General features: G+C 71.3%; 18 protein-coding genes and 1 pseudogene. 12 read left to right on the top strand and 7 right to left on the bottom strand.

Annotation, left to right across the window (positions count from 1 at the left end):
* Window positions 1–1,071 precede the first annotated feature (1,071 nt).
* Window positions 1,072–2,022 carry an NADP-dependent oxidoreductase gene (locus tag ACFYM6_RS27950; protein WP_387280244.1) on the bottom strand — a complete coding sequence of 317 codons (951 nt, stop codon included), beginning with the start codon at window positions 2,020–2,022 and terminating at the stop codon, window positions 1,072–1,074.
* 653 nt (window positions 2,023–2,675) lie between these two features.
* On the opposite strand from ACFYM6_RS27950, the gene ACFYM6_RS27955 reads away from it, so the two are divergent.
* Both ACFYM6_RS27955 and ACFYM6_RS27960 read left to right on the top strand, forming a co-directional pair.
* Entirely contained in the window at window positions 2,676–2,864 is a 189-nt protein-coding gene (locus ACFYM6_RS27955; protein WP_387280246.1) for a hypothetical protein, read from the top strand.
* A gap of 301 nt (window positions 2,865–3,165) precedes the next feature.
* Window positions 3,166–3,732: an NUDIX hydrolase gene (locus ACFYM6_RS27960; RefSeq protein ID WP_387280248.1), complete on the top strand. Its 567-nt coding sequence runs from the start codon at window positions 3,166–3,168 to the stop codon at window positions 3,730–3,732.
* On the opposite strand, the gene ACFYM6_RS27965 is transcribed toward ACFYM6_RS27960, so the two are convergent.
* Window positions 3,733–5,154, bottom strand: coding sequence for a helix-turn-helix domain-containing protein (locus ACFYM6_RS27965; protein WP_387280456.1), 1,422 nt, complete (start codon window positions 5,152–5,154; stop codon window positions 3,733–3,735).
* A 504-nt stretch (window positions 5,155–5,658) separates the two neighbouring features.
* Here ACFYM6_RS27965 and ACFYM6_RS27970 point away from each other — a divergent pair.
* Both ACFYM6_RS27970 and ACFYM6_RS27975 read left to right on the top strand, forming a co-directional pair.
* A pseudogene (locus ACFYM6_RS27970) lies at window positions 5,659–6,018 on the top strand (hypothetical protein); the annotation flags it as partial.
* Window positions 6,015–6,260 carry a hypothetical protein gene (locus ACFYM6_RS27975; protein WP_387280250.1) on the top strand — a complete coding sequence of 82 codons (246 nt, stop codon included), beginning with the start codon at window positions 6,015–6,017 and terminating at the stop codon, window positions 6,258–6,260. The pseudogene ACFYM6_RS27970 and the gene ACFYM6_RS27975, both read left to right, overlap by 4 nt.
* A 127-nt stretch (window positions 6,261–6,387) precedes the next feature.
* Here the strand turns inward: ACFYM6_RS27975 and ltrA are convergent, their stop codons facing one another.
* Window positions 6,388–7,815: a group II intron reverse transcriptase/maturase gene (ltrA, locus tag ACFYM6_RS27980; RefSeq protein WP_387280252.1), complete on the bottom strand. Its 1,428-nt coding sequence runs from the start codon at window positions 7,813–7,815 to the stop codon at window positions 6,388–6,390.
* 761 nt (window positions 7,816–8,576) lie between these two features.
* Here ltrA and ACFYM6_RS27985 point away from each other — a divergent pair.
* Window positions 8,577–9,314 (top strand): class I SAM-dependent methyltransferase, encoded by a 738-nt coding sequence (locus ACFYM6_RS27985; RefSeq protein WP_387280254.1) that lies wholly within the window; start codon window positions 8,577–8,579, stop codon window positions 9,312–9,314.
* 99 nt (window positions 9,315–9,413) lie between these two features.
* On the opposite strand, the gene ACFYM6_RS27990 is transcribed toward ACFYM6_RS27985, so the two are convergent.
* A complete protein-coding gene (locus ACFYM6_RS27990; RefSeq protein ID WP_387280256.1) occupies window positions 9,414–9,842 on the bottom strand; it encodes an OsmC family protein in 429 nt (142 codons plus the stop codon).
* 210 nt (window positions 9,843–10,052) lie between these two features.
* Between ACFYM6_RS27990 and ACFYM6_RS27995 the strand changes: the two genes are divergently transcribed.
* Entirely contained in the window at window positions 10,053–10,547 is a 495-nt protein-coding gene (locus ACFYM6_RS27995; protein WP_387280258.1) for a type II toxin-antitoxin system PemK/MazF family toxin, read from the top strand.
* A 39-nt stretch (window positions 10,548–10,586) separates the two neighbouring features.
* Window positions 10,587–11,618 carry a phosphotransferase gene (locus ACFYM6_RS28000; RefSeq protein WP_387280260.1) on the top strand — a complete coding sequence of 344 codons (1,032 nt, stop codon included), beginning with the start codon at window positions 10,587–10,589 and terminating at the stop codon, window positions 11,616–11,618.
* A gap of 30 nt (window positions 11,619–11,648) precedes the next feature.
* Here the strand turns inward: ACFYM6_RS28000 and ACFYM6_RS28005 are convergent, their stop codons facing one another.
* On the bottom strand, window positions 11,649–12,299 hold the full coding sequence (locus ACFYM6_RS28005; RefSeq protein ID WP_387280262.1) for a GGDEF domain-containing protein: 651 nt from the start codon (window positions 12,297–12,299) through the stop codon (window positions 11,649–11,651).
* Window positions 12,300–12,566: 267 nt separating this feature from the next.
* Here ACFYM6_RS28005 and ACFYM6_RS28010 point away from each other — a divergent pair, with 267 nt between their 5' ends.
* From ACFYM6_RS28010 to ACFYM6_RS28030, 5 genes are all read left to right on the top strand, one after another.
* On the top strand, window positions 12,567–12,821 hold the full coding sequence (locus ACFYM6_RS28010; protein ID WP_387280263.1) for a DUF397 domain-containing protein: 255 nt from the start codon (window positions 12,567–12,569) through the stop codon (window positions 12,819–12,821).
* A gap of 115 nt (window positions 12,822–12,936) precedes the next feature.
* Window positions 12,937–13,818, top strand: coding sequence for a helix-turn-helix domain-containing protein (locus ACFYM6_RS28015; RefSeq protein WP_387280265.1), 882 nt, complete (start codon window positions 12,937–12,939; stop codon window positions 13,816–13,818).
* A gap of 122 nt (window positions 13,819–13,940) precedes the next feature.
* A complete protein-coding gene (locus ACFYM6_RS28020) occupies window positions 13,941–15,005 on the top strand; it encodes a LacI family DNA-binding transcriptional regulator (RefSeq protein ID WP_387280267.1) in 1,065 nt (354 codons plus the stop codon).
* 2 nt (window positions 15,006–15,007) lie between these two features.
* Window positions 15,008–15,211 carry a hypothetical protein gene (locus tag ACFYM6_RS28025; RefSeq protein WP_387280269.1) on the top strand — a complete coding sequence of 68 codons (204 nt, stop codon included), beginning with the start codon at window positions 15,008–15,010 and terminating at the stop codon, window positions 15,209–15,211.
* A gap of 128 nt (window positions 15,212–15,339) precedes the next feature.
* The gene (locus tag ACFYM6_RS28030) at window positions 15,340–16,782 is read left to right on the top strand and encodes a serine/threonine-protein kinase (RefSeq protein ID WP_387280271.1); all 1,443 of its coding nucleotides are present in this window, start codon (window positions 15,340–15,342) and stop codon (window positions 16,780–16,782) included.
* Window positions 16,783–16,867: 85 nt separating this feature from the next.
* On the opposite strand, the gene ACFYM6_RS28035 is transcribed toward ACFYM6_RS28030, so the two are convergent.
* Window positions 16,868–17,557: an alpha/beta fold hydrolase gene (locus tag ACFYM6_RS28035; protein WP_387280273.1), complete on the bottom strand. Its 690-nt coding sequence runs from the start codon at window positions 17,555–17,557 to the stop codon at window positions 16,868–16,870.
* The gene (locus ACFYM6_RS28040; RefSeq protein WP_387280275.1) at window positions 17,497–17,724 is read right to left on the bottom strand and encodes a hypothetical protein; all 228 of its coding nucleotides are present in this window, start codon (window positions 17,722–17,724) and stop codon (window positions 17,497–17,499) included. Before ACFYM6_RS28040 ends, ACFYM6_RS28035 begins: the two co-directional genes overlap by 61 nt.
* Window positions 17,725–17,807 lie beyond the last annotated feature (83 nt).

The raw sequence follows: 17,807 nt of genomic DNA on the forward strand, positions 1-17,807 counted from the left end.
GACGGCGTCTGGCTTCCGGCGACGGCCTGGCCGGTGCCGCAGGCGGCCGTCAGCAGCATTGCGGAGCCGGCCGCGAAGGCGGCGGTGGCTAGGAGCGTCCGGCGAGCGATGCTCCGAGAGGATAGCGCGTTCATGAAAGCCCCGTTCTGAGGAAGAGGAGGAAGGGGTCGCCGGCCGGGCGTCGTGCATGTCCTGTGCGCCCTCCAAGACGCGGCCCCGGCACCAGCCGGACGACAGGCCGTTCGGCTCTTCTTCGCTCATCCGAACGGTGGAAGCCGAGGCTGCGACGGTTGGCCAGGACGCGTGACGCGACGGCTGCGGCTGTGACCACACACCCCGCCGCGCCATGAGCAGCCGCAGGGCTGGCCGGCCCGGCCCCGGCCCGGGGTGTACGACCGGCGGGTCGAACGGGTCACCGGCGAGCGCGACGAGTTGCGAGACCACTTCGGGTTGAGGCCGAGTTCGTCGGCGACGCGGGTGGCGGCGGCGACGCTGCCAGCGTCGTTTGAGGCAGCCGTGGAGGATGCCGACGAGGCGGTTGCCGAGTTGGCGTAGGGCGATGTGTTGATCGGTGCCGGGGCGAGCACGCAGCCGGCAGCAGAGAGGGGGCTTGAGATCCGTTGCTGACATCAACGCTGGCGGCCGTGGCCGGACAAGTTCGTACGGATCTCGCCTCCGGTCCGGACCCAGTGGACGTCAACGAACGGTCAGCGGACATCTCGATCAAGTACGTGATGGTGTGTCTGTTTCGGGGTGATCGTCGCGCCAGGATGGAGTCGTTTCGTGGGTGAGGCGCCGGCTCATGTTGTCGATCATGGCCCGTGTCAGGGGCCGGCCCGTTGCCGGCGTTGTGGGGCAAACAGGGGGCACAAGAAGTCGTCAAACGCCGTCAACCAGCGACCAACCATGACAACCCAAGACGCCGTGCGAGCAGGGATCGAGCGGCGTTCTTGCTGGTGGCGGGGTCGCAGCCCTTAGTTCCGCTTCAACGTCTGACCGCTGTGCCGCCGGGATGTTGCCCGCGTCGAGCGAGTACGAAGTCCATACCCACAGCGGCACCGACGGCAGTGACTAGTCAGCGACGTGGATGATGATCTTACCGCGGCGTTTGGCCGTCTCGAGCGCCTCGTAACCTGAGCGCGTCTCAGTGAGGGGCAGCACTCGGTCCAGCACTGGCCTCAACCGGCCGTTATCGACGAGCTCGGCGATGGAACGCAACGCGTTCTGGTTGGGCTCGACGATGAAGTACACCCCACGGACGCCGTGCCGGGCTGCTTCCTGCTGGTCGGGTGGGGTGACGAGGGTGACGAGGACACCGCCCGGTTTCAGGACCGACCAGGACCGCGACTGCGTGGCTCCTCCGACAAGATCAACGACCACGTCCACGTCGCGAACATGATCCTCGAAGCGGTCGTGCGCATAGTCGATGACCTGCTCGGCACCCAGACCCTTGACGAATTCCAGGTCGGCCGCCGCCGCCGTGGCGCTCACACGGGCACCGAGACCGGCCGCGAGCTGCACCACGAAGATCCCCACGCCGCCGGCGCCGCCCTGCACCAGCACGTGCTGGCCGGCCTGCAGGTCGGCGTGGTCCACCAGTGCCTGCCAGGCACTCAACGCAGCCAGTGGGAGCGCTGCGGCGTGGTCGTGGTCAACGGTGACAGGTTTGGCCGCCAGGACGGCCGCGGGCAGGGCGACGTACTCGGCGGCCGCGCCATCGCGGGTGAAAGGGATCAAGCCGTAGACGGCCTCCCCCTCGGCGGGGCTCTCCACCCCCGTCCCGGACGCCGCGACGACTCCGGAGAACTCATGCGACGGGATGATCGGAGTGCGCTCAGGTCCTGACCCGTCTGAGCTGTACGTCCAAGTCTGCGGCCAGGTGAGCTCAGTGGGTGTCATGGAAGCGGCCTTCACGGCCACCAACACCTCACCAGGCCCCGGCTCAGGCCGCGGCGCCTCCTCGTACACAAGTTGCTCCGGCCCGCCCCTGGTGTGAGCTCTCACGGCGTGCATCGTGCTCATCCGAGGCTGCTCCTTCCGACCGCATTCGATCAGCCCACCGGCCCGCCCCGGGGATAAACCAAAGGCCAACTCCCGCATTATCTGACGGTTCGGCAGCCGCCTGCCGGACTTCCGTAACCCTTGCCCCTTCGGCGCAGAAGCGCGCTGGACCAGGGGCGCTCCCGGGCAGCAGCACGCGGCGGACGTTTGGCGGCGACCGGCGAAGCCAAGGCGTGAGGGTTGGCGCATCAGAACAACAGCAGGATCCCGTCGAGCAGCCAAACCAGCGAGCATGGGCGGACGACGGCGGACCGGGACGCCATGTCCGGCATGAGGACCAGGCCGTGGACCAGCGCTCGGGGGCTGACTCGTAATGCGCAGGTCGAATCAGCTGGCCTCCGGAGCCAGGCGGTAGCTGGTACAGACGTCGAGCAACAGAGCGGCCCTGATCTCGAGCGACTCGTCGGTGCCGTCAGCTTCAGCTGCCGTTCTTCGTCAGCGCTCCGAGGAGGATGCCGCCCACCCATCACCACCGCCGCGTACACGGCGAACCAGTCCATCATCCGTGCGCACCCGCAGGGGCCGGGTCGTCACCTTGGTCGAGGCCGCCGCCCACCTGATCGAGCATCCTCGAAACCGAGTCCACGCTGTGCACAACACGATAATTTCGCGATATGGGCATCACCGGGGGGATAGCGTGCTTCTTTCTGATCGTCGTCATTGGGGCGCTTATCGTGTTCTGGCTGGTGCGTTACGCGTTCGGCCCGAAGCAGCCGGCGCGGGCGGACGAGGTGTTAAAAGAGTTACCAACGCCACCACCGGACGATCCAACGCCGCCGCGGCACCCGCGCGGCCGTCGCTGATACGGCGGACGGGTATCGGCCACTTCCGGGCAGCCGGGGTGGCGCGCCAGCGGGATGTTCCTCTTGTAAGCGAGGCGTCAGGCAGCGAGCTAGCAAGAAGGCAGCGCCACCCTCGATGCGGGTCGGCCTCAAACTCAACCGACCACGCCGGACCCCCTGCTCGTCGATGCAGGGGGCCATCAGCTGGCACCGGCGACTGCTTGAGACCGCATCCCCCCTGCGGGGTTCGTTCCGGATCCGAGCCGGGTCGTCGGGACGCGGTGCGGCAGCGGCTCGGGGTCGCTGGTCGGATACTGGCCGGGTGACGGAGGAACAGGTTAGCGGGTCGACACGGTGGACGATTCATGGTGAGCGGGTTGTAGACGGCAGCCGGCGGTCGCGGTTGAGCATCGCGGATGTGGAGTTGCCGGATGGGGTCCGTTTCGAGCAATACGTGATCCGGGCGCCCCGGTCGGCCATGGTCGCCGTGCTGGACGGCCAGGAGCGCCTGTTGCTGATGCGGAGGCACCGGTTCGTGTTCGACCGATGGGTGTGGGAGCTGCCGGGCGGCTACGTCGATGAGGGCGAGGATCCGGCGAAGTGTGCGGTCCGAGAGGTCGAGGAGGAGACCGGGTGGCGTCCGGGCGCGGTCGAGCCGTTGCTGTCGTTTCAGCCGTGGGTGGCGACCGCGGACGCGGAGAACCTGCTGTTCCTTGCGCGGAACGCGGAGCACACCGGCGTTCCGGTGGACGTCAACGAGACCGAGCGGGTGGCCTGGATTCCGCTGGAGGAGGCGCGGCATCTCGTCTCCCAGGGTGAGATCGTGGGTGCCGGAACGGTGATCGCGGTGTTGGAGCTGGTGGCGCGCAGGGCACTGGGTGAGCTGTAGTCAGCGACGTTGGCTGAGCGCGGCGTCAACCCGGGTGATGAAGTGCCGTACTGCTGGCCGACGGCGGTGGGGCGTCAGATGGGCTTGCAGATCGCGCAGGTAACGGACGGCACGAGCCGACCGTAGTTGCGTGGTCAGGGTGAGGGCTTGCCCGCCGATGGCGCTGGCGCGTTCCAGCTCGCCATGGCGGGCGTGGACGGTGGCCAGGAGGGCGAGGTTGAAGGCTTTGCCGCGTACGTAGCGTTCGTCCATCTGTAGGGAGCGAGCGGCGAAGCGTTCGGCTCGGCAGTGTTGACCGACTGCGTTGAAACAGTGGCCAAACTTGGCTGACAGGTACGCCTCGTCGAAGTAGCCGAGCCACTGGGGGTCACTGCTGCGGTCGGCTCGATCGAGGGCTTGCTCTGCTTGGTGCAGCGCGGTGGCGCAGTCGCGTTCGTGGAGGGCGACAGCGTGGGCGTGAGCTTCCATCACCAGTGCTTCGGCAGTCAGCACGGTGAGGCCGGCGCGGTGTGCCGTCTGCCGGGCGGCGCGGGCGAGGTCGACGCCAGTGGCGGTGTGCCCGAGGTAGGTGGCTTGGTGGCTCATCGCGGCGAGGATCTCGGCACCCAGGCCCGCGTCGTCGGCCGTTCGAGCGAGGTCGAGGGCGTGGGTGAGGTAGTGCTGGGCGAGGCCGTGTTCGGCCATGTCGTACGCCTGCCACCCGGCGAGCTGGGTCAGCTCGGCAACGGCGGCGAGCAGTTTGCGGCCAGTCGCCGGGTCGTAGCGGCCCTCGGTCACCAAGGGCGCGACCTCGTGGTGAAGAAAGCGGGTGACGTTGTTGCGGGCATGCCCGCCGCCGTATTGGTTGTCCAGTCGCCGATAGGTGGCGGTCATTTGGCGAATGGTGTCGATATCGGGTTGACCGACTGTTCGGCGGCCCTCCTGCTCGACGGGTTGCGACATGGTGGCGGTGAACCAGCGCAGGGCGGGCAGGGTGTATGCGGTGGAGCTGAACACAGTCTGTCGAAGCATGTCTCGACGGTTCACATCGCCTTCCCATAGCTGCGCGGCGGCCCGGACGTCATCGCGCCAGGACTGGTTGGCCGGCACATCACTGTGCCGACTGCGGGGGTGATCCGCCTTGTCCGGGCGATATGCCCGCTGGCGAGGCGCTAGGCCCAGCGTCATCCGGGCTTCGTCGGGCATGCCGCAGCCGTTGGCGATCCGCTCCAGCACGTCGATTGAGGTCACCCATCGGCCGGCGATGATCCGGCTGACGTAGCCCTGCTCCAGGCCGACAGCCGCTCCGATGCGAGTTTGGCTCGCGCCGGTATGCCGAGCGAGCAGCCGGAACAGTGCACCGATATCGCGGGTGGCCAAAACCTCGTGCATGTCCTCGCGCGACCAGAGGTCGTCGGGTACCCGAAGAGGATTGAGCAGCACAACGACTCCCAGCGTTGTCAGGCGACTACCCATGGCGCTCAGCCTGGAGCCTACGGTCGGTGTACTGGCAGGTCGAGCTCCCTCATGTCACCGTGACATGACCAGTCGACATGGCCGCCGCATCCCAGTCCGCGGACCGTCTCGGGCATGGACTTCGATTCCGATGACCCGCAGGGCGTGATGGGGCTGGACGCCGTCTACGGCTCTGACGCCCCGGTCGGGCTCGCCTTCCCGACTCTCCATCAGGGGGCCGGCTCGTGACGATCCGATGCCACCTGTAGCTGTTGGTGCGGTGGCTGCTCCGGCAACACGAGCCACCACCACCGCCGGGGACAGGGCAGCGGCATCAGGACGCCGAGCACGCGGCGGCGCAACAGCGGTTACTCGACCACGCAGCACAGCTACGGCGATCCCAAGGCAACCGCGAGCCGGCGCAGGACGTGCCGGCAGAGCAGCGGTGAGCCGAATGGCGGCCGGCGAGTTCGGCCGGACGACTCCGAGCAGACGGCATGTCTCGTACGAGGAGTACCTGCTCGCGACCGCCCTCACCCTTGCCCGCCGGCACCGGCCGGTCTGGTGCTGGCAAAAGCGGCGGCGGATATGCCGCTGCGGAGCCGAGCTGCCGTGTCGCGCCCGGCACCGTATTCCGATCAATCGTGGCCACTGGCCAGGAGAGGAGGCGCAGTGAAAGACGACCAGGAGCACGCGATCCTGGCCGTACACGTTCGCGGGCTCGATGGCATGTGCGTCGGCTGCCGCGCCTGGTGGTCGCGGCTGACTCCGTACCCGTGCTGGCAGGTGGATTGGGCGACCAGCCGGCAGGCCCGGACGATCACCACCTGGTTCCTGGAGGGTGTGCGGTGACCACCCACGGCCCGGTCATGCCGATCTGGAACTGCGGAGGCTGCGACCTGCCCTGGCCCTGCCCGACCCGTAAGCGGGAGCTACGGGCGGAGTACGCGGATGCTCCGGTGTCGCTGGCCCTCTACCTCGGCTCCTACCTCGTCCAAGCCACCGAGGACATGCCGTGGACGCCGGCCGGCGTGCTGCACCGCCGCTTTCTCGGTTGGACCAGGGAGACCGCTCGGCTGACACCAGCAGTGTGAGGTCGACCCAAGGCGCGGTACTGGTGTTTCGACCGGCCCGTTTCCTTGGGTCGCCTCCCGAACCCGGCGTGCCGGTCGTCCCGGCACCGGGCTCTCCACAAGTCCCGTTATGGGTTGTCGTGGTGGTTCATCCCGTGGCCGCCCACGGCGTGGGGATGGCTGTTCCCCGGTAGCGGTAGCGCGTGGTGCGCATCTGTTCCGGGTTGAACAGGCCGATCTCCGGTGTGGCCGGCCACCATCCGCCGTTGCAGTAGCGACGGCGGATGGTTTTCACTGTGATCCGGCGGTGTTTGCGCCGTGCCCATCGCAGGAACCGGTCCAGGGTGTAGCTGGCCAGGTCGGCGAAGGTGGCGGCGGACACGCCGGGTTTGAAGTAGGCGCACCAGCCTCGTAGTGCCGGGTTGAGTTGGCGGATGAGGGTCTGGAGCGGCTGGTTGACGTTGCGCCGGCAGATGGTCTTCACCTTGACCGTTACCGCTTTGATCGATTTGCGGGACGGGTAGGTGTAGACGTAGTACCGGTTGGTGCCTCGCTTGCGGTGGCGTTGGATGCGCCAGCCGAGGAAGCTGAGGCCCTCGTCGATGTGGGTGATCTTCGTCTTATCCGCCGACAGGCGTAGGCCCATCGGGGCCAGTACCGCCGCCGCGTCCTCGCGCATCTGTTCGGCGTGGTCGCGGGTGCCGGAGACCATGAGCAGCCAGTCGTCCGCGTAGCGCACGAGACGGTAGTTGCCCAGGCCTTTGCGCCGGCGGGTGGCCCGCTGGCTTGGAGTGCTGCCCGGTCCGCCGGGGATCTGGGCGATGTGCTCGTCCAGCACCGACAGGGCCAGGTTGGCCAGCACGGGGGAGAGAATCCCACCTTGCGGCACCCCGGTGTTGCTGTCGCGCAGCGTCCCGTCCTGGCCGAGGACGCCGGCCTTGAGGAACGCCTTGACCAGGGCCAGGACGCGTTTGTCTCCGACGCGTTTGCGTAGCCGGTCCATCAGAGCCGGATGCGCTATCTCGTCGAAGCACGCCGTGATGTCACCCTCGACGACCCACTCATACGAGCGGGCCGCCAAATACCGGGCCTCGGCGATCGCGTCATGAGCCCGCCGCCCGGGGCGGAAGCCGTAGCTGCACGGCAGGAAATCCGCCTCCAGGATCGGCTCCAACACCAGGGTCAGGGACGCCTGGACCACCCGGTCCGTCACGGTCGCGATCCCGAGACGGCGCTGCTTACCGCCCGCCTTCGGGATCATCCGCTCCCGCACCGGCACCGGCCGGAAACTACGTTCCTTCAGTGCGGTTCGCAGCCGGGCGAGGAACTCCTCGACCCCCACCACGGCCTGCACGTAGTAGGCGCTCAGCCCATCCACGCCGGCCGTCTTGGCGCCCTTGTTATGCCGCACCCGATCCCACGCCACGAGCAGAAACGCGGGATCGACGACAAGATTGAACACATCGTCAAACCGGCGATGAGGATCATCACGGGCCCAACGGTGCAGCTTCGTCTGGATCTCCAGTACCCGACGGCGCGCCTCATACGTGGCGGCCTCCAGCTCGTCGGTATTCACCAACGCTCTCCCGGCATTCCAGCACCTCCACTACGGACTTGCTGGCCCCCTTCGCCATGCGCACCGGCTTTCCCGGGCTCGGACTACTACGAGGCCTCCGCCCCACCCCACGGCCGACAGTCGGCGACGGACCTGCCCTCCCAACCAGACCGGCTGCCCGGCGGGTAGGGCGACCGCGGATGGTTCCCACGTTCACCAGATCATCGATCGGCCAGATCGGCGCTCAGCTATACCCCGACAGCATCGCCACGCCTACGCCGTAGACCTTCAACGTGGCCTCCCCACCGTCTGCTGCACACGGCTTCGGAGTTGACCCACCACGTTTCGGTAGGTCACGCACTGCACCCCGGCCCCTATCCACCAGATTTGAGCCGGCACACTTTACGAGGCTTCAACCACTGATTCACTCGCGTTACGCACCCTGGCCTCGCTAGCCGAACCCGCACCGTCTGGCAGTACCGCCACGTCCCGGCATCGTCGGGGCTGCTTCCCACCCTCACCGGCGTCCCCCGGATCAGGCTGCCCCCAGCTTCGATCAGACCGCTACGACGGCCCAACGGAGAGGACTCCCACCCCTCTCGACAATCCAGCGCCTCGTGGCGCACACAGCAGCGATGTACAGCAACCGTGCCAGCCGAACCGAGCCGAGAGGTGGGGCACCAGGCCGGTTGACCTCGCACCGCACCCCGTCCACCCGACTCGCCGGCAATCCACGCCGAATGATCAGCGGCAGCAAGCCCACCCCTGCGAGGATGGCGATCATGTCTGAGCTCTTCGGTGAGGTGGCCAGCGACTACGACGAGGCCCGCCCAGGCTACCCACCCGACATCGCCGAGGCGATCCGCGCGTACCACGGCGGGACACCCGGCGCCGTGGTCGAGATCGGCGCCGGGACCGGCCTTGCCACCCGGACGCTGCTCACCCTGGGCGCGCCGATGACCTGCGTGGAGCCGGATCGCCGGATGGCCCAGGTGCTGGCGGCCCACTTCCCCGACGTCGAGGTGGTGACCGCTTCTTTCGAGGGGTGGACCGCGCCGCCCGGCGGGGTGCCGGCGCTGGCCTGCGCGCTGGCCTGGCACTGGCTGGACCCGGCCACCCGTAACCGGCGGGCCCACGACGCACTCACCCCCGGCGGCACTCTGGCCGTCTTCGCGCACCGCTACGACTACGTCGACCCCGACCACGCCGCCGGTCTGCGGGCAGCGTTCGAGTCGGCGGACCCGGAGCCGCACCACGACCGTCCGGAGGACTGGTTCCGCGCCGACATCGCGGACAGCGGGCTCTTCACCGACATCCGGTCGGTGCGCTTCCAACGCGCGGTGCCGCTCGACACGGCGGCGTACCAGCGATTGGTCAGCACCTTCTCGCCCCAACTGCGGCGGCCTCCGGAGCTGCGCGAGCGGGTGCTCGCCGCGGTCGGCGCGGCCGTCGACGGGTTCGGCGGCACGGTGGTGCTGGACCTGCGTACCACCCTGGTCCTCGCCCGCCGCCCGGCCTGACCGCGCCCCGCCCCCGGCCGCTTCGTCCCGCCCGGCTCGCGTCAGCCCAAATCGCCTTACCGGGCCCTGCGCGGTTCGTCCAGCCTTGCGTGGCTCGCGTCACGCCGCGTCGGCGGCGCCGGTCACGTCGGCGTGCCGCAGCCGCACCGCGGTGCCCCGGCGCAGCGAGTTGGGGATCTCGGCGATCGCGTCGACCCGGGCCACCAGCTCGCGCAGCTGCGCCTCGCTTGCGTCGCCGTCGACCCGTACGTCGTAGCTGACGTCGGTGGAGACGGCCGGGTCGCCGGCGAAGTCGCCGTGCACGGTGACCTCGACCCGGTGCAGGGCGATCCCGGCCGCGCGGGCCTCCCGGAACAGGTCGTTGGAGACGCAGCCGGCGACGGCCAGATAGAGCAGTTGCCCGCCGTTGAAGCCGAGCCCGTCCCCACCGCCGTCCGCCGGGCGGTCCACCACCAGCGTGAATGGCCCCGCCGAGCCGATCGCCGCCGGCCGGCCCGGCAGGCTGCGGGTGCGTACCTCGAAGGTCATGCCGACCACCTCCGCTTCTGATCAGGCCGAGTCAACCATCCCGGCGCACCCCACGCCTCGGCGCTTCAGTCCGGACCGGCGTAGCTCTCTCGGATTTGGTGGGCGGGAACGGTCACCGGCAGATGCTCGCCGAGTCCCCGCCCGCGCGGCCACCGGGTTTCTGCCGCCGGGGCTGGGTGGCCGGTGCGCCCGGGGGATAAGCTGCCCGCCGTGGCAGGTCTGTTGAGGAGTGTGGCGTCCCGGTTCGGCCGGATCACCGGTGGCCGGTCCGTGCCGGCCCCGACCGCCGGGCCGATCCCGGCCCAGGTCGCCCGGCGCCGCCAGGTCGCCGCGCTGCAGCGGCGCGAACTGTCGTACGCCCCGGAGCTGGACGGGCAGGCCGACCCGGGGGAGATCGTCTGGACCTGGGTCCCGTACGAGGACGACCCGCGGCAGGGCAAGGACCGTCCGGTGCTGGTGGTCGGCCGGCAGAGCCGCACGCTGTTCGGGCTGATGCTGTCCAGCCAGAGCGACCGGGACGGCCAGCGGCACTGGCTGGCCCTGGGCCCGGGGGAGTGGGACCGGGACCAGCGCCCGAGCTGGGTCCGCCTCGACCGGGTGCTCACCATGCGCGAGGACAGCATCCGCCGCGAGGGCGCGGTGCTGGACCAGCGGCGGTTCGACCGGGTGGGCCAGGCCCTGCGTGCCGGTTACGGCTGGCGATAACGGCTCGTCCACTGGTCCGCGGAATGGCATCTTGGCCCGGTGACGAGCGACGTGACGACGAGTGTGGATGAGCGGCTCGCCCGGTGGGTGGCGGAGGACTTCGGCCTGGCCCTGGTCTCCGCCGTGCCCGTCGGGTACGGCGCGGACCCCACGGCCGAGCTGTGGCGGGCTACCACCGCCGACGGTGGCGACTACGCGGTCAAGCTGAGCGGCGGCGGCACTCCGGCCGGGCTGTTGGTGACAGCGCAGTTGGCCCGCCAGGGCGTACCGGGCATCGTCGCACCGCTCACCACCGCGTCCGGCGAGGTGTGCACCGTCCACGAGGGGCGGCGGTTGTCGGTCGTGCCGTGGGCGTCGGACGAACGGGCCCTCGGCGGCGGCGTGCACCCCGCCCACTGGCGTGCGTACGGTGAGGTGCTGGCCGCGACGCACGCGGCCACCGCGACCGACGAGTTGGCCGGGTTGCCCCGGGAGGACCACACGCACGCGGCGATCGGCGCGGCGGTTCGGGAGATGGACCGCCGGCTGCGGGGAGTGGACGACCGGTCGGCCGATGCGTGGACCCGTGCCGTGGCGGCCCACTGGCGGGAGTGGGCCGATGACCTGGCGATCCTGCTCGACCGGGTGGACCGGCTCGGCGTGGAGCTGCGGTCCCGTCCGGCGGACCTGGTGGTCTGCCACGGCGACCCGCACCTGGGGAATCTCCTGCTCGGCCCCGACGGGCGGGTTTGGCTGATCGACTGGGACGACGCGGTGCTCGCTCCGCGCGAACGGGACCTGATGTTCGTCGTCGGCGGTGTGCTCGCGTTCGCGCCGGTGACTCCCGCGCAGCAGGCGGCCTTCTTCGACGGGTACGGCCCGGTGGAGCTGGATCCGGTCCGGCTGGCCTACCACCTCGGGGTCCGCGCGTTGGACGACATCTGGAGCTGGGCCGGCGACGTGGCGGACGCCGGGCGGTCCGAGGCCGACCGGGTCCGCGCGCTGAAGATCGTGGCGGGCCTGCTGTCGCCGGTGGGCCTGGTCGGCCTGGCCCGTCAGGCGCTGCGGGACCTGGGCCGCTGGGACGGCTGACCCGGCCCCGGCTGGCGGCCGGGCCGCCGGTCAGCACTCGGCGAGGTGAGGTGCCTCAACGAGTTGGCGGGTCGCGCGGCCGCCGCTGATGCTCTTCGCCTGGTACATCGCCGCGTCGGCCCGGCAGAGCGCGTCGGTGAGCTGGGCGGGACCGTGCACCGGGGCGAGCCCAACCGAGGCGGTCACCCGCACGGTGCGGGTGCCCAGCGGGATCGGCGCGGCGAGCGCCTCGCAGAGCCTGCGGGTGGCGTGCTCGATCCACCGCCGGTCCACCGTCGGGCTGGCGAGCAGGCCGGCGAACTCGTCCCCGCCGAGGCGGGCGACCAGGTTGTCCCCGGCGAACGCGGACAGCCGCTGCGCCGTGCTGATCAGCACCTGGTCGCCGGCGGCGTGCCCGTAGCGGTCGTTGACCTGCTTGAAGTCGTCGAGGTCCAGCACGATCGCCACCAGCGGCTGGCCGGCGGTGTCGGTCAGCAGGGCCGCTGCCAGCCGGAAGAAGGCGCGGCGGTTGGGCAGCCCGGTGAGCGGGTCGTGGCTGGCCGCGTGCCGCTCGGCTTCCAGTTCGGCCTGGAGCAGCTCGAGTTGCGTCTCCGCCCGCAGTGCCCGGCGGCGCAGTTGCCAGGCGGAGACGATGGCGCCGGCGGCGGAGAGACCGGAGGCGATGGTCATCGGATCCGGCACACGCCCTCCTTTACCGCAGCCCTCGGCCTCGCCGGGCGGCACTGGGGCCGACCGCGCCAGGCCCGTGTCTTTCCCGGTCGCAACCGGGGTCTGGGTAACCCGGAGTGAACCTGTGGGTACACCGCACGTGTGGTTATCATGCTTGCTGTCCAATGCAGATGCAATAGCAGATGCACGTGCATCTCACTCCTCAGTCGACAGAACCCGCGTCGCCACCCACCGCTCCTCCCCGCGGCATCGGCTGGCTCTTGCACAGAAGGACGCCCCATGCAGCAGCCTGAGAATGGCGTACCGTCCAGTCAGCTGCCGCCGTTGCGCTGGCAGAAGAGTCGCCGGAGCAACCCGAGTGGCAACTGCGTCGAGCTGGCCGAGTTGCCCGGCGGCGCCGGGATCGCCGTCCGCAACTCCCGGCACCCCGATGGACCCGCGCTGATCTACACAGTGGACGAGATCGCGGCCTTCGTGCTCGGCGCCCGCGACGGCGACTTCGACGACCTGATCACCCGCCGCGCCGCCGGCTGACCGGTCGGGTCGGCCGTTCGGAGGGGTTCACCTCACTGATGGGTCATGGCATGCTTACACGTCGGCCGGGCCGGGGCGTCCGGTCGGCGACAGTCGGCATGCGAAGGACGGGCAGGTGACGACGGTACCCGCGGGTGATCCGGCCAGCGGGCCGACGGTGCTGCGCATGCTGCTGGGGGCGCAGCTGCGGCGCCTGCGCGAGGGCGTCGGAGTGAGCCGGGAGAGCGCCGGCTGGGAGATCCGCTCCTCCGAGTCGAAGATCAGCCGGATGGAGCTGGGTCGGGTCGGCTTCAAGGAGCGCGACGTCGCCGATCTGCTCACCCTCTACGGCGTCACCGCCGCCGAGGAGCGGGAGGCGTTGCTCAGGCTGGCCCGGGACGCGAACAGCCCCGGCTGGTGGCACCGCTACGGCGACGTGCTGCCGAGCTGGTTCCAGTCCTACCTGGGGCTGGAGGCGGCCGCCGCGCTGATCCGCACGTACGAGGTGCAGTTCGTGCCGGGTCTGCTCCAGACCCCCGAGTACGCCCGGGCGGTGATCCTGCTGGGTCACCGCGGCGCTCCCGAGGAGGAGATCGACCGGCGGGTGAGCCTGCGGACGAAGCGCCAGGAGGTGCTGCGCCGGGACAAGCCGCCCCAGCTCTGGGCGGTGCTCGACGAGGCTGCCCTGCGCCGGCCGATCGGTGGCCCCGAGGTGATGCGCGCGCAGCTCGACGCGCTGATCGCGGCGACCGCCCAACCGCATGTCCAGCTCCAGATCGTGCCCTTTGCCGCAGGTGGGCACGCCGCCGCCAGCGGCGCGTTCAGCATCCTGCGCTTCGGCGACCAGGACCTGCCGGACGTCGTCTACATCGAACAGTTGACCAGCGCGATCTACCTCGACAAGCGCGACGATCTCGACTACTACGCGCTGGCCATGGAGCGGCTCTGCGTGGAGGCCGCGCCGCCGGAGCGTACCCGGGAACTGCTCGCCGAGATCCGGGACGAGTTCTCGGCCTGATCCGGCTGCCGGCCGGGGCCGGGGTCCGGTACTTCGCCGATGTGCGTTGACGCGCGCCGACCCGCGCGGGTAATCTCTGGATCGATACAGTTCTGAATCGATCCAGAAGGGGTGGCGGTCCGGTGAAACCGACCCTGCAGGACGTCGCGGACGCCGTCGGGGTGTCCCGCAGCACCGTGTCCAACGCCTACAGCCGCCCCGACCAGCTCTCCACCGCACTGCGGGCGAAGATCCTCGACGCCGCGCAGCGCCTCGGGTACCCCGGCCCCAACCCGACCGCCCGATCGCTGCGCCGCGGGTTCGTCGGCGCGATCGGCGTCCTCTTCACCTCCCAGCTGTCATACGCCTTCACCGACCCGTTCGCCGTGCGCTTCCTCGCCGGAGTCAGCGAGGCGGTCGAACAGCATGGCATCAGCCTGCTGCTCGTCCCGCTGCCGGCCGAGCACACCCGGGTCCGGGCCGCCGTCGAGAACGCCGCCGTCGACGGCTTCTGCGTCTACTGCGTCGGGGACGAGGACTGGGTGCTGGGCGCCATCCGCGACCGGGCACTGCCCTACGTCACCACCGCATCCCGCGCCGACGCCAGCCCGACCGACCGCTACGTCGGCATCGACGAGCGCGCGGCGGCCCGGTCCGTCGCCGAGCACGTCGCCGCCCTCGGCCACCGCCGGGTGGCCCTCCTCGGCGACGCCGTGCTGCCCGACGCCCCGCCCGGGCCGCTCCGCCTGGCCGACCCGTCCGACGCGCCGCACCCGACGACCCGTGGCCGCCTCACCGGCTTCGCCGACGCGTTCGCCGCCACCGGCGTGCCCTGGCCCGCGATCACCGTGCTCAACGCCAGCAGCAACAGCCGCGCCGCCGGGGCCGCCGCCGTCGCTACCGCCCTGGCCGGCGACGACCCACCCACCGCCGTCCTGGCCTGCTCCGACGTGCTCGCCCTCGGGGTACTCGACGCGCTCGCCGAGATCGGCCCGCGGCTGGCCCACCCCGTCTCGGTCACCGGCTTCGACGACATCGCCGAGGCCGCCACCGCCGGGCTCACCACCGTGCGCCAACCGGCCGAGGAGAAGGGGCGACTCGCCGCCGCGCTGCTGCTGGCCCCGCCGGCCGACCCGGCCGCGGGACACGTACTGCTCCCCACCGAACCCGTCATCCGAACCTCCACCCGTCCCGTCACCAGGAGCTGACCATGGAACAGTCCACCGGTTTCGTCCTCGCCGTCGACGCGGTGACCCGGCACGTCAACTCGGCCCGGCCCGACGCGCCGGTCCGCCCCGACCGGCCGCACGCGCCCCGCCTGGCCCCCACCCGGCTGGCCGTCGCCGGCGCCCTGCGCCGGCTCGCCGACCGGATGGAACCCCACCCGGCCTCCATGCCGTCCTGCACGCCCTGACCTCGACGGCTCGTCCGGGTGCCGACGCCACCCGGGCGACCCCCGTTTCCGCCCACCCGTGCCTGCTCAGGGCGGAACCGGGCACCGGGTTGGTGGGGCGCGCGGATCGCCAGGCAGACTGGACCATCATGTCGCCGTTCACACCCACGCTGCGGCTCCACGATCGGTACGTCCTGCGCGAGCGCATCGGGCTCGGCGGGATGTCCGAGGTGTGGCACGCCGACGACGAGGTGCTGCACCGCCCCGTCGCGGTCAAAGCCCTCGCCACGGAACTCGCCGCCGACCCGCAGCTGCGGGCCACCATCCAGCGCGAGGCGCGCGCCGCGGCCCGCCTCACCCACCCGCACGTCACCCAGGTCTACGACTACGGCGAGGCGACCCTGCCGGACGGTTCGGTGGTGCCGTACCTGGTCATGGAGCTGGTGGAGGGACGGACCCTCGCCGACCGGCTGGCCGGCGGGCCGCTCGCCTGGCCGGAGGCGGTCCGGCTGGCCGGTCAGGTGGCCGCCGCCCTGGCCGCCGCGCACCGGATCGGCGTGGTGCACCGCGACATCAAGCCCGGCAACGTGATGCTCACCGAGACCGGCGCGAAGGTGCTCGACTTCGGCATCGCCACGCTCGCCGGTCCGCGCCACCCCCTCGCCGGCCAGACCGGCGAGCTGATGATGGGCACCCCCGCGTACTTCGCCCCGGAGCGGATGACGCCCGGCCCGGCGAACCCCGCCAGCGACGTGTACGCCCTCGGCGCGCTGCTCTACCGCACCCTCACCGGGCGGGCCCCGCTGCCCGTGCAGACCTGGGACGACGTGCTCGACGTGCAGGCCCGGCGACCCCCGGTGCCGCCGCCGCACGTACCGGGGCTGCCGGCCGACGTCGCCGACCTCACCCTGGCCTGCCTCTCCGTCGACCCGGCCCACCGGCCCACCGCCGCCCAGCTCGCCACCCGCTTCGGCGCCGGCCAGCCGGCCGACCCGCCGACCGCGATCCTGCCCACCGTCGTCCGGGCCGAGCACCCGCCGACCCTCATCGACCGCGCGGCCGCGCCGGCCCGCCCGGCCCCGCCGCCGCCGTCGCGCCCGCCCGGCCGGTCGAACCGGCCCATCGGGATGCTGCTCGCGGCCGGGCTGGTGCTCCTGCTCGGCCTGGTCGGCGCGTTGCTGCTCGACCGCAACTCCGGCAACCAGCCCGCCGCCGGGCCGAGCATCACCACGCCCACCGAGGAACCGACGCCGGAGTCGTCCAGCCCGCCGGAACCGGCCGCCACCGAGCCGGCCACCACCCAGCCGGCGCCGGCCACCCTCCGTGAGCTCGCCGCGCGGTTCGGCGAGCTGGTCGCCCAGGCGGTGGCCAGCCGCGACATCGATCGGAAGACGGCCGAAGACCTGCTCAAGAAGGCCCGGGAGCTGGACCGGGGCAAGCCGAAGGACCGCGCCGACCGCCTCGATGACCTGCGCGAACGCATCGACAAGGCGGTCGAAGACGACAAGCTCGATAAGCGGACCGCCGCCGACCTCCAGGACCTGCTCGACACGTACGCGCAGGTGCGCGGCGGCAGCCAGGACGACGGCTGAGCCGGCCGACCGCGCCGGGTCACCCCGTCGCCGGCCTCGGGCTGGCGGCCGGCGATGCTGTTCCTCCTGGGCCAGGCCGTCTGCGTTACCGCCCCGCGTCGGCTGTCACCTGTCCGCTCTGCGTGCGCCGCGCCGACCCGGCCAGGTCGGCGCGGCCGGCGAAGAAGTCCGCCAACACGGGTGCCAGGTCGGCGTCGGGCACCTGGTGCCAGTCCCCGCGCATGCTGCGCCGGTGGCCGTGCGGCAGCGCCGCCACGACGCCGGCGGCCCACTCGCGCAGCCGCGCGTCGCTCTGCTCGCTGTCGACCACCAGGGTCGGCACGGTGACCCGGGCCAGCTCGTCCGCCGGTAGCGCGTCGACGATCGCCAGGTCGTAGACCAGGGTGTGGGCCAGCCGCTCCAGCGCCGGCCACCAAGGGCTCTCCCGCATGCCCTCGGTCATCTCGGCCGGCACGCCGATGCTCGCGTGGAAGTGCGCCACGGCGTCGCCCCGGCGGCCCGCCGCCACCAGCTCGGCGATCTCCGCGGCCAGCCCCGGCTCGCCGGTCGGGGCGCTGGTGAGATCCAGCGGGGGCTCGAGCAGCGCCAGCCGGTCCACCGGCAGCCCTCGCGCGGCCGCGACCAGCGCCAGCACCGCCCCGGACGAGAAGCCGAACAGGCACGCCGGAGCGCCGATCTCCTCGACCAGCGCCCGCAGGTCGTCGACCTCGCGGTTCACGTGGTAGGGCGTGGTGTCGGAGCTGCCGCCCCGGCCCCGCGGGTCATAGCAGACCACGGTGAACCGTCGGCCAGCCGGGCCGCCAGGGGACGCATCGGCCCCATCTCACGGAATCCGCCGGCGGCGTCCACCATGACCACGGTCGGCCCGGAGCCGCTGCGTTCGTACGCGATGGTGGTGCCGTCGGCGGACCGGATGGTGCCCTCGACGGGTGCGCGCGTCATCGGCCCTCTCCTCTCCGAGGCCGGCGGCCCCACCGGCTCACCGTAGGTCACCGGTCCGACACGATCGCCCGTGCTCAGTGGAG

Origin of the sequence: Micromonospora sp. NPDC006431 (genome assembly GCF_042870725.1) — a bacterium.
Taxonomy (GTDB): domain Bacteria; phylum Actinomycetota; class Actinomycetes; order Mycobacteriales; family Micromonosporaceae; genus Micromonospora.

What these genes read in the sequence shown, in the direction of transcription:
- ACFYM6_RS28030 (WP_387280271.1), top strand. Translation starts at nt 15,340, where the DNA reads ATGTCGCCGTTCACACCCACGCTGCGGCTCCACGATCGGTACGTCCTG.
- ACFYM6_RS27950 (WP_387280244.1), bottom strand. Translation starts at nt 2,022, where the DNA reads ATGAGCACGATGCACGCCGTGAGAGCTCACACCAGGGGCGGGCCGGAG.
- ACFYM6_RS27955 (WP_387280246.1), top strand. Translation starts at nt 2,676, where the DNA reads ATGGGCATCACCGGGGGGATAGCGTGCTTCTTTCTGATCGTCGTCATT.
- ACFYM6_RS28010 (WP_387280263.1), top strand. Translation starts at nt 12,567, where the DNA reads ATGCAGCAGCCTGAGAATGGCGTACCGTCCAGTCAGCTGCCGCCGTTG.
- ACFYM6_RS28040 (WP_387280275.1), bottom strand. Translation starts at nt 17,724, where the DNA reads ATGACGCGCGCACCCGTCGAGGGCACCATCCGGTCCGCCGACGGCACC.
- ACFYM6_RS27985 (WP_387280254.1), top strand. Translation starts at nt 8,577, where the DNA reads ATGTCTGAGCTCTTCGGTGAGGTGGCCAGCGACTACGACGAGGCCCGC.
- ACFYM6_RS27990 (WP_387280256.1), bottom strand. Translation starts at nt 9,842, where the DNA reads ATGACCTTCGAGGTACGCACCCGCAGCCTGCCGGGCCGGCCGGCGGCG.
- ACFYM6_RS28025 (WP_387280269.1), top strand. Translation starts at nt 15,008, where the DNA reads ATGGAACAGTCCACCGGTTTCGTCCTCGCCGTCGACGCGGTGACCCGG.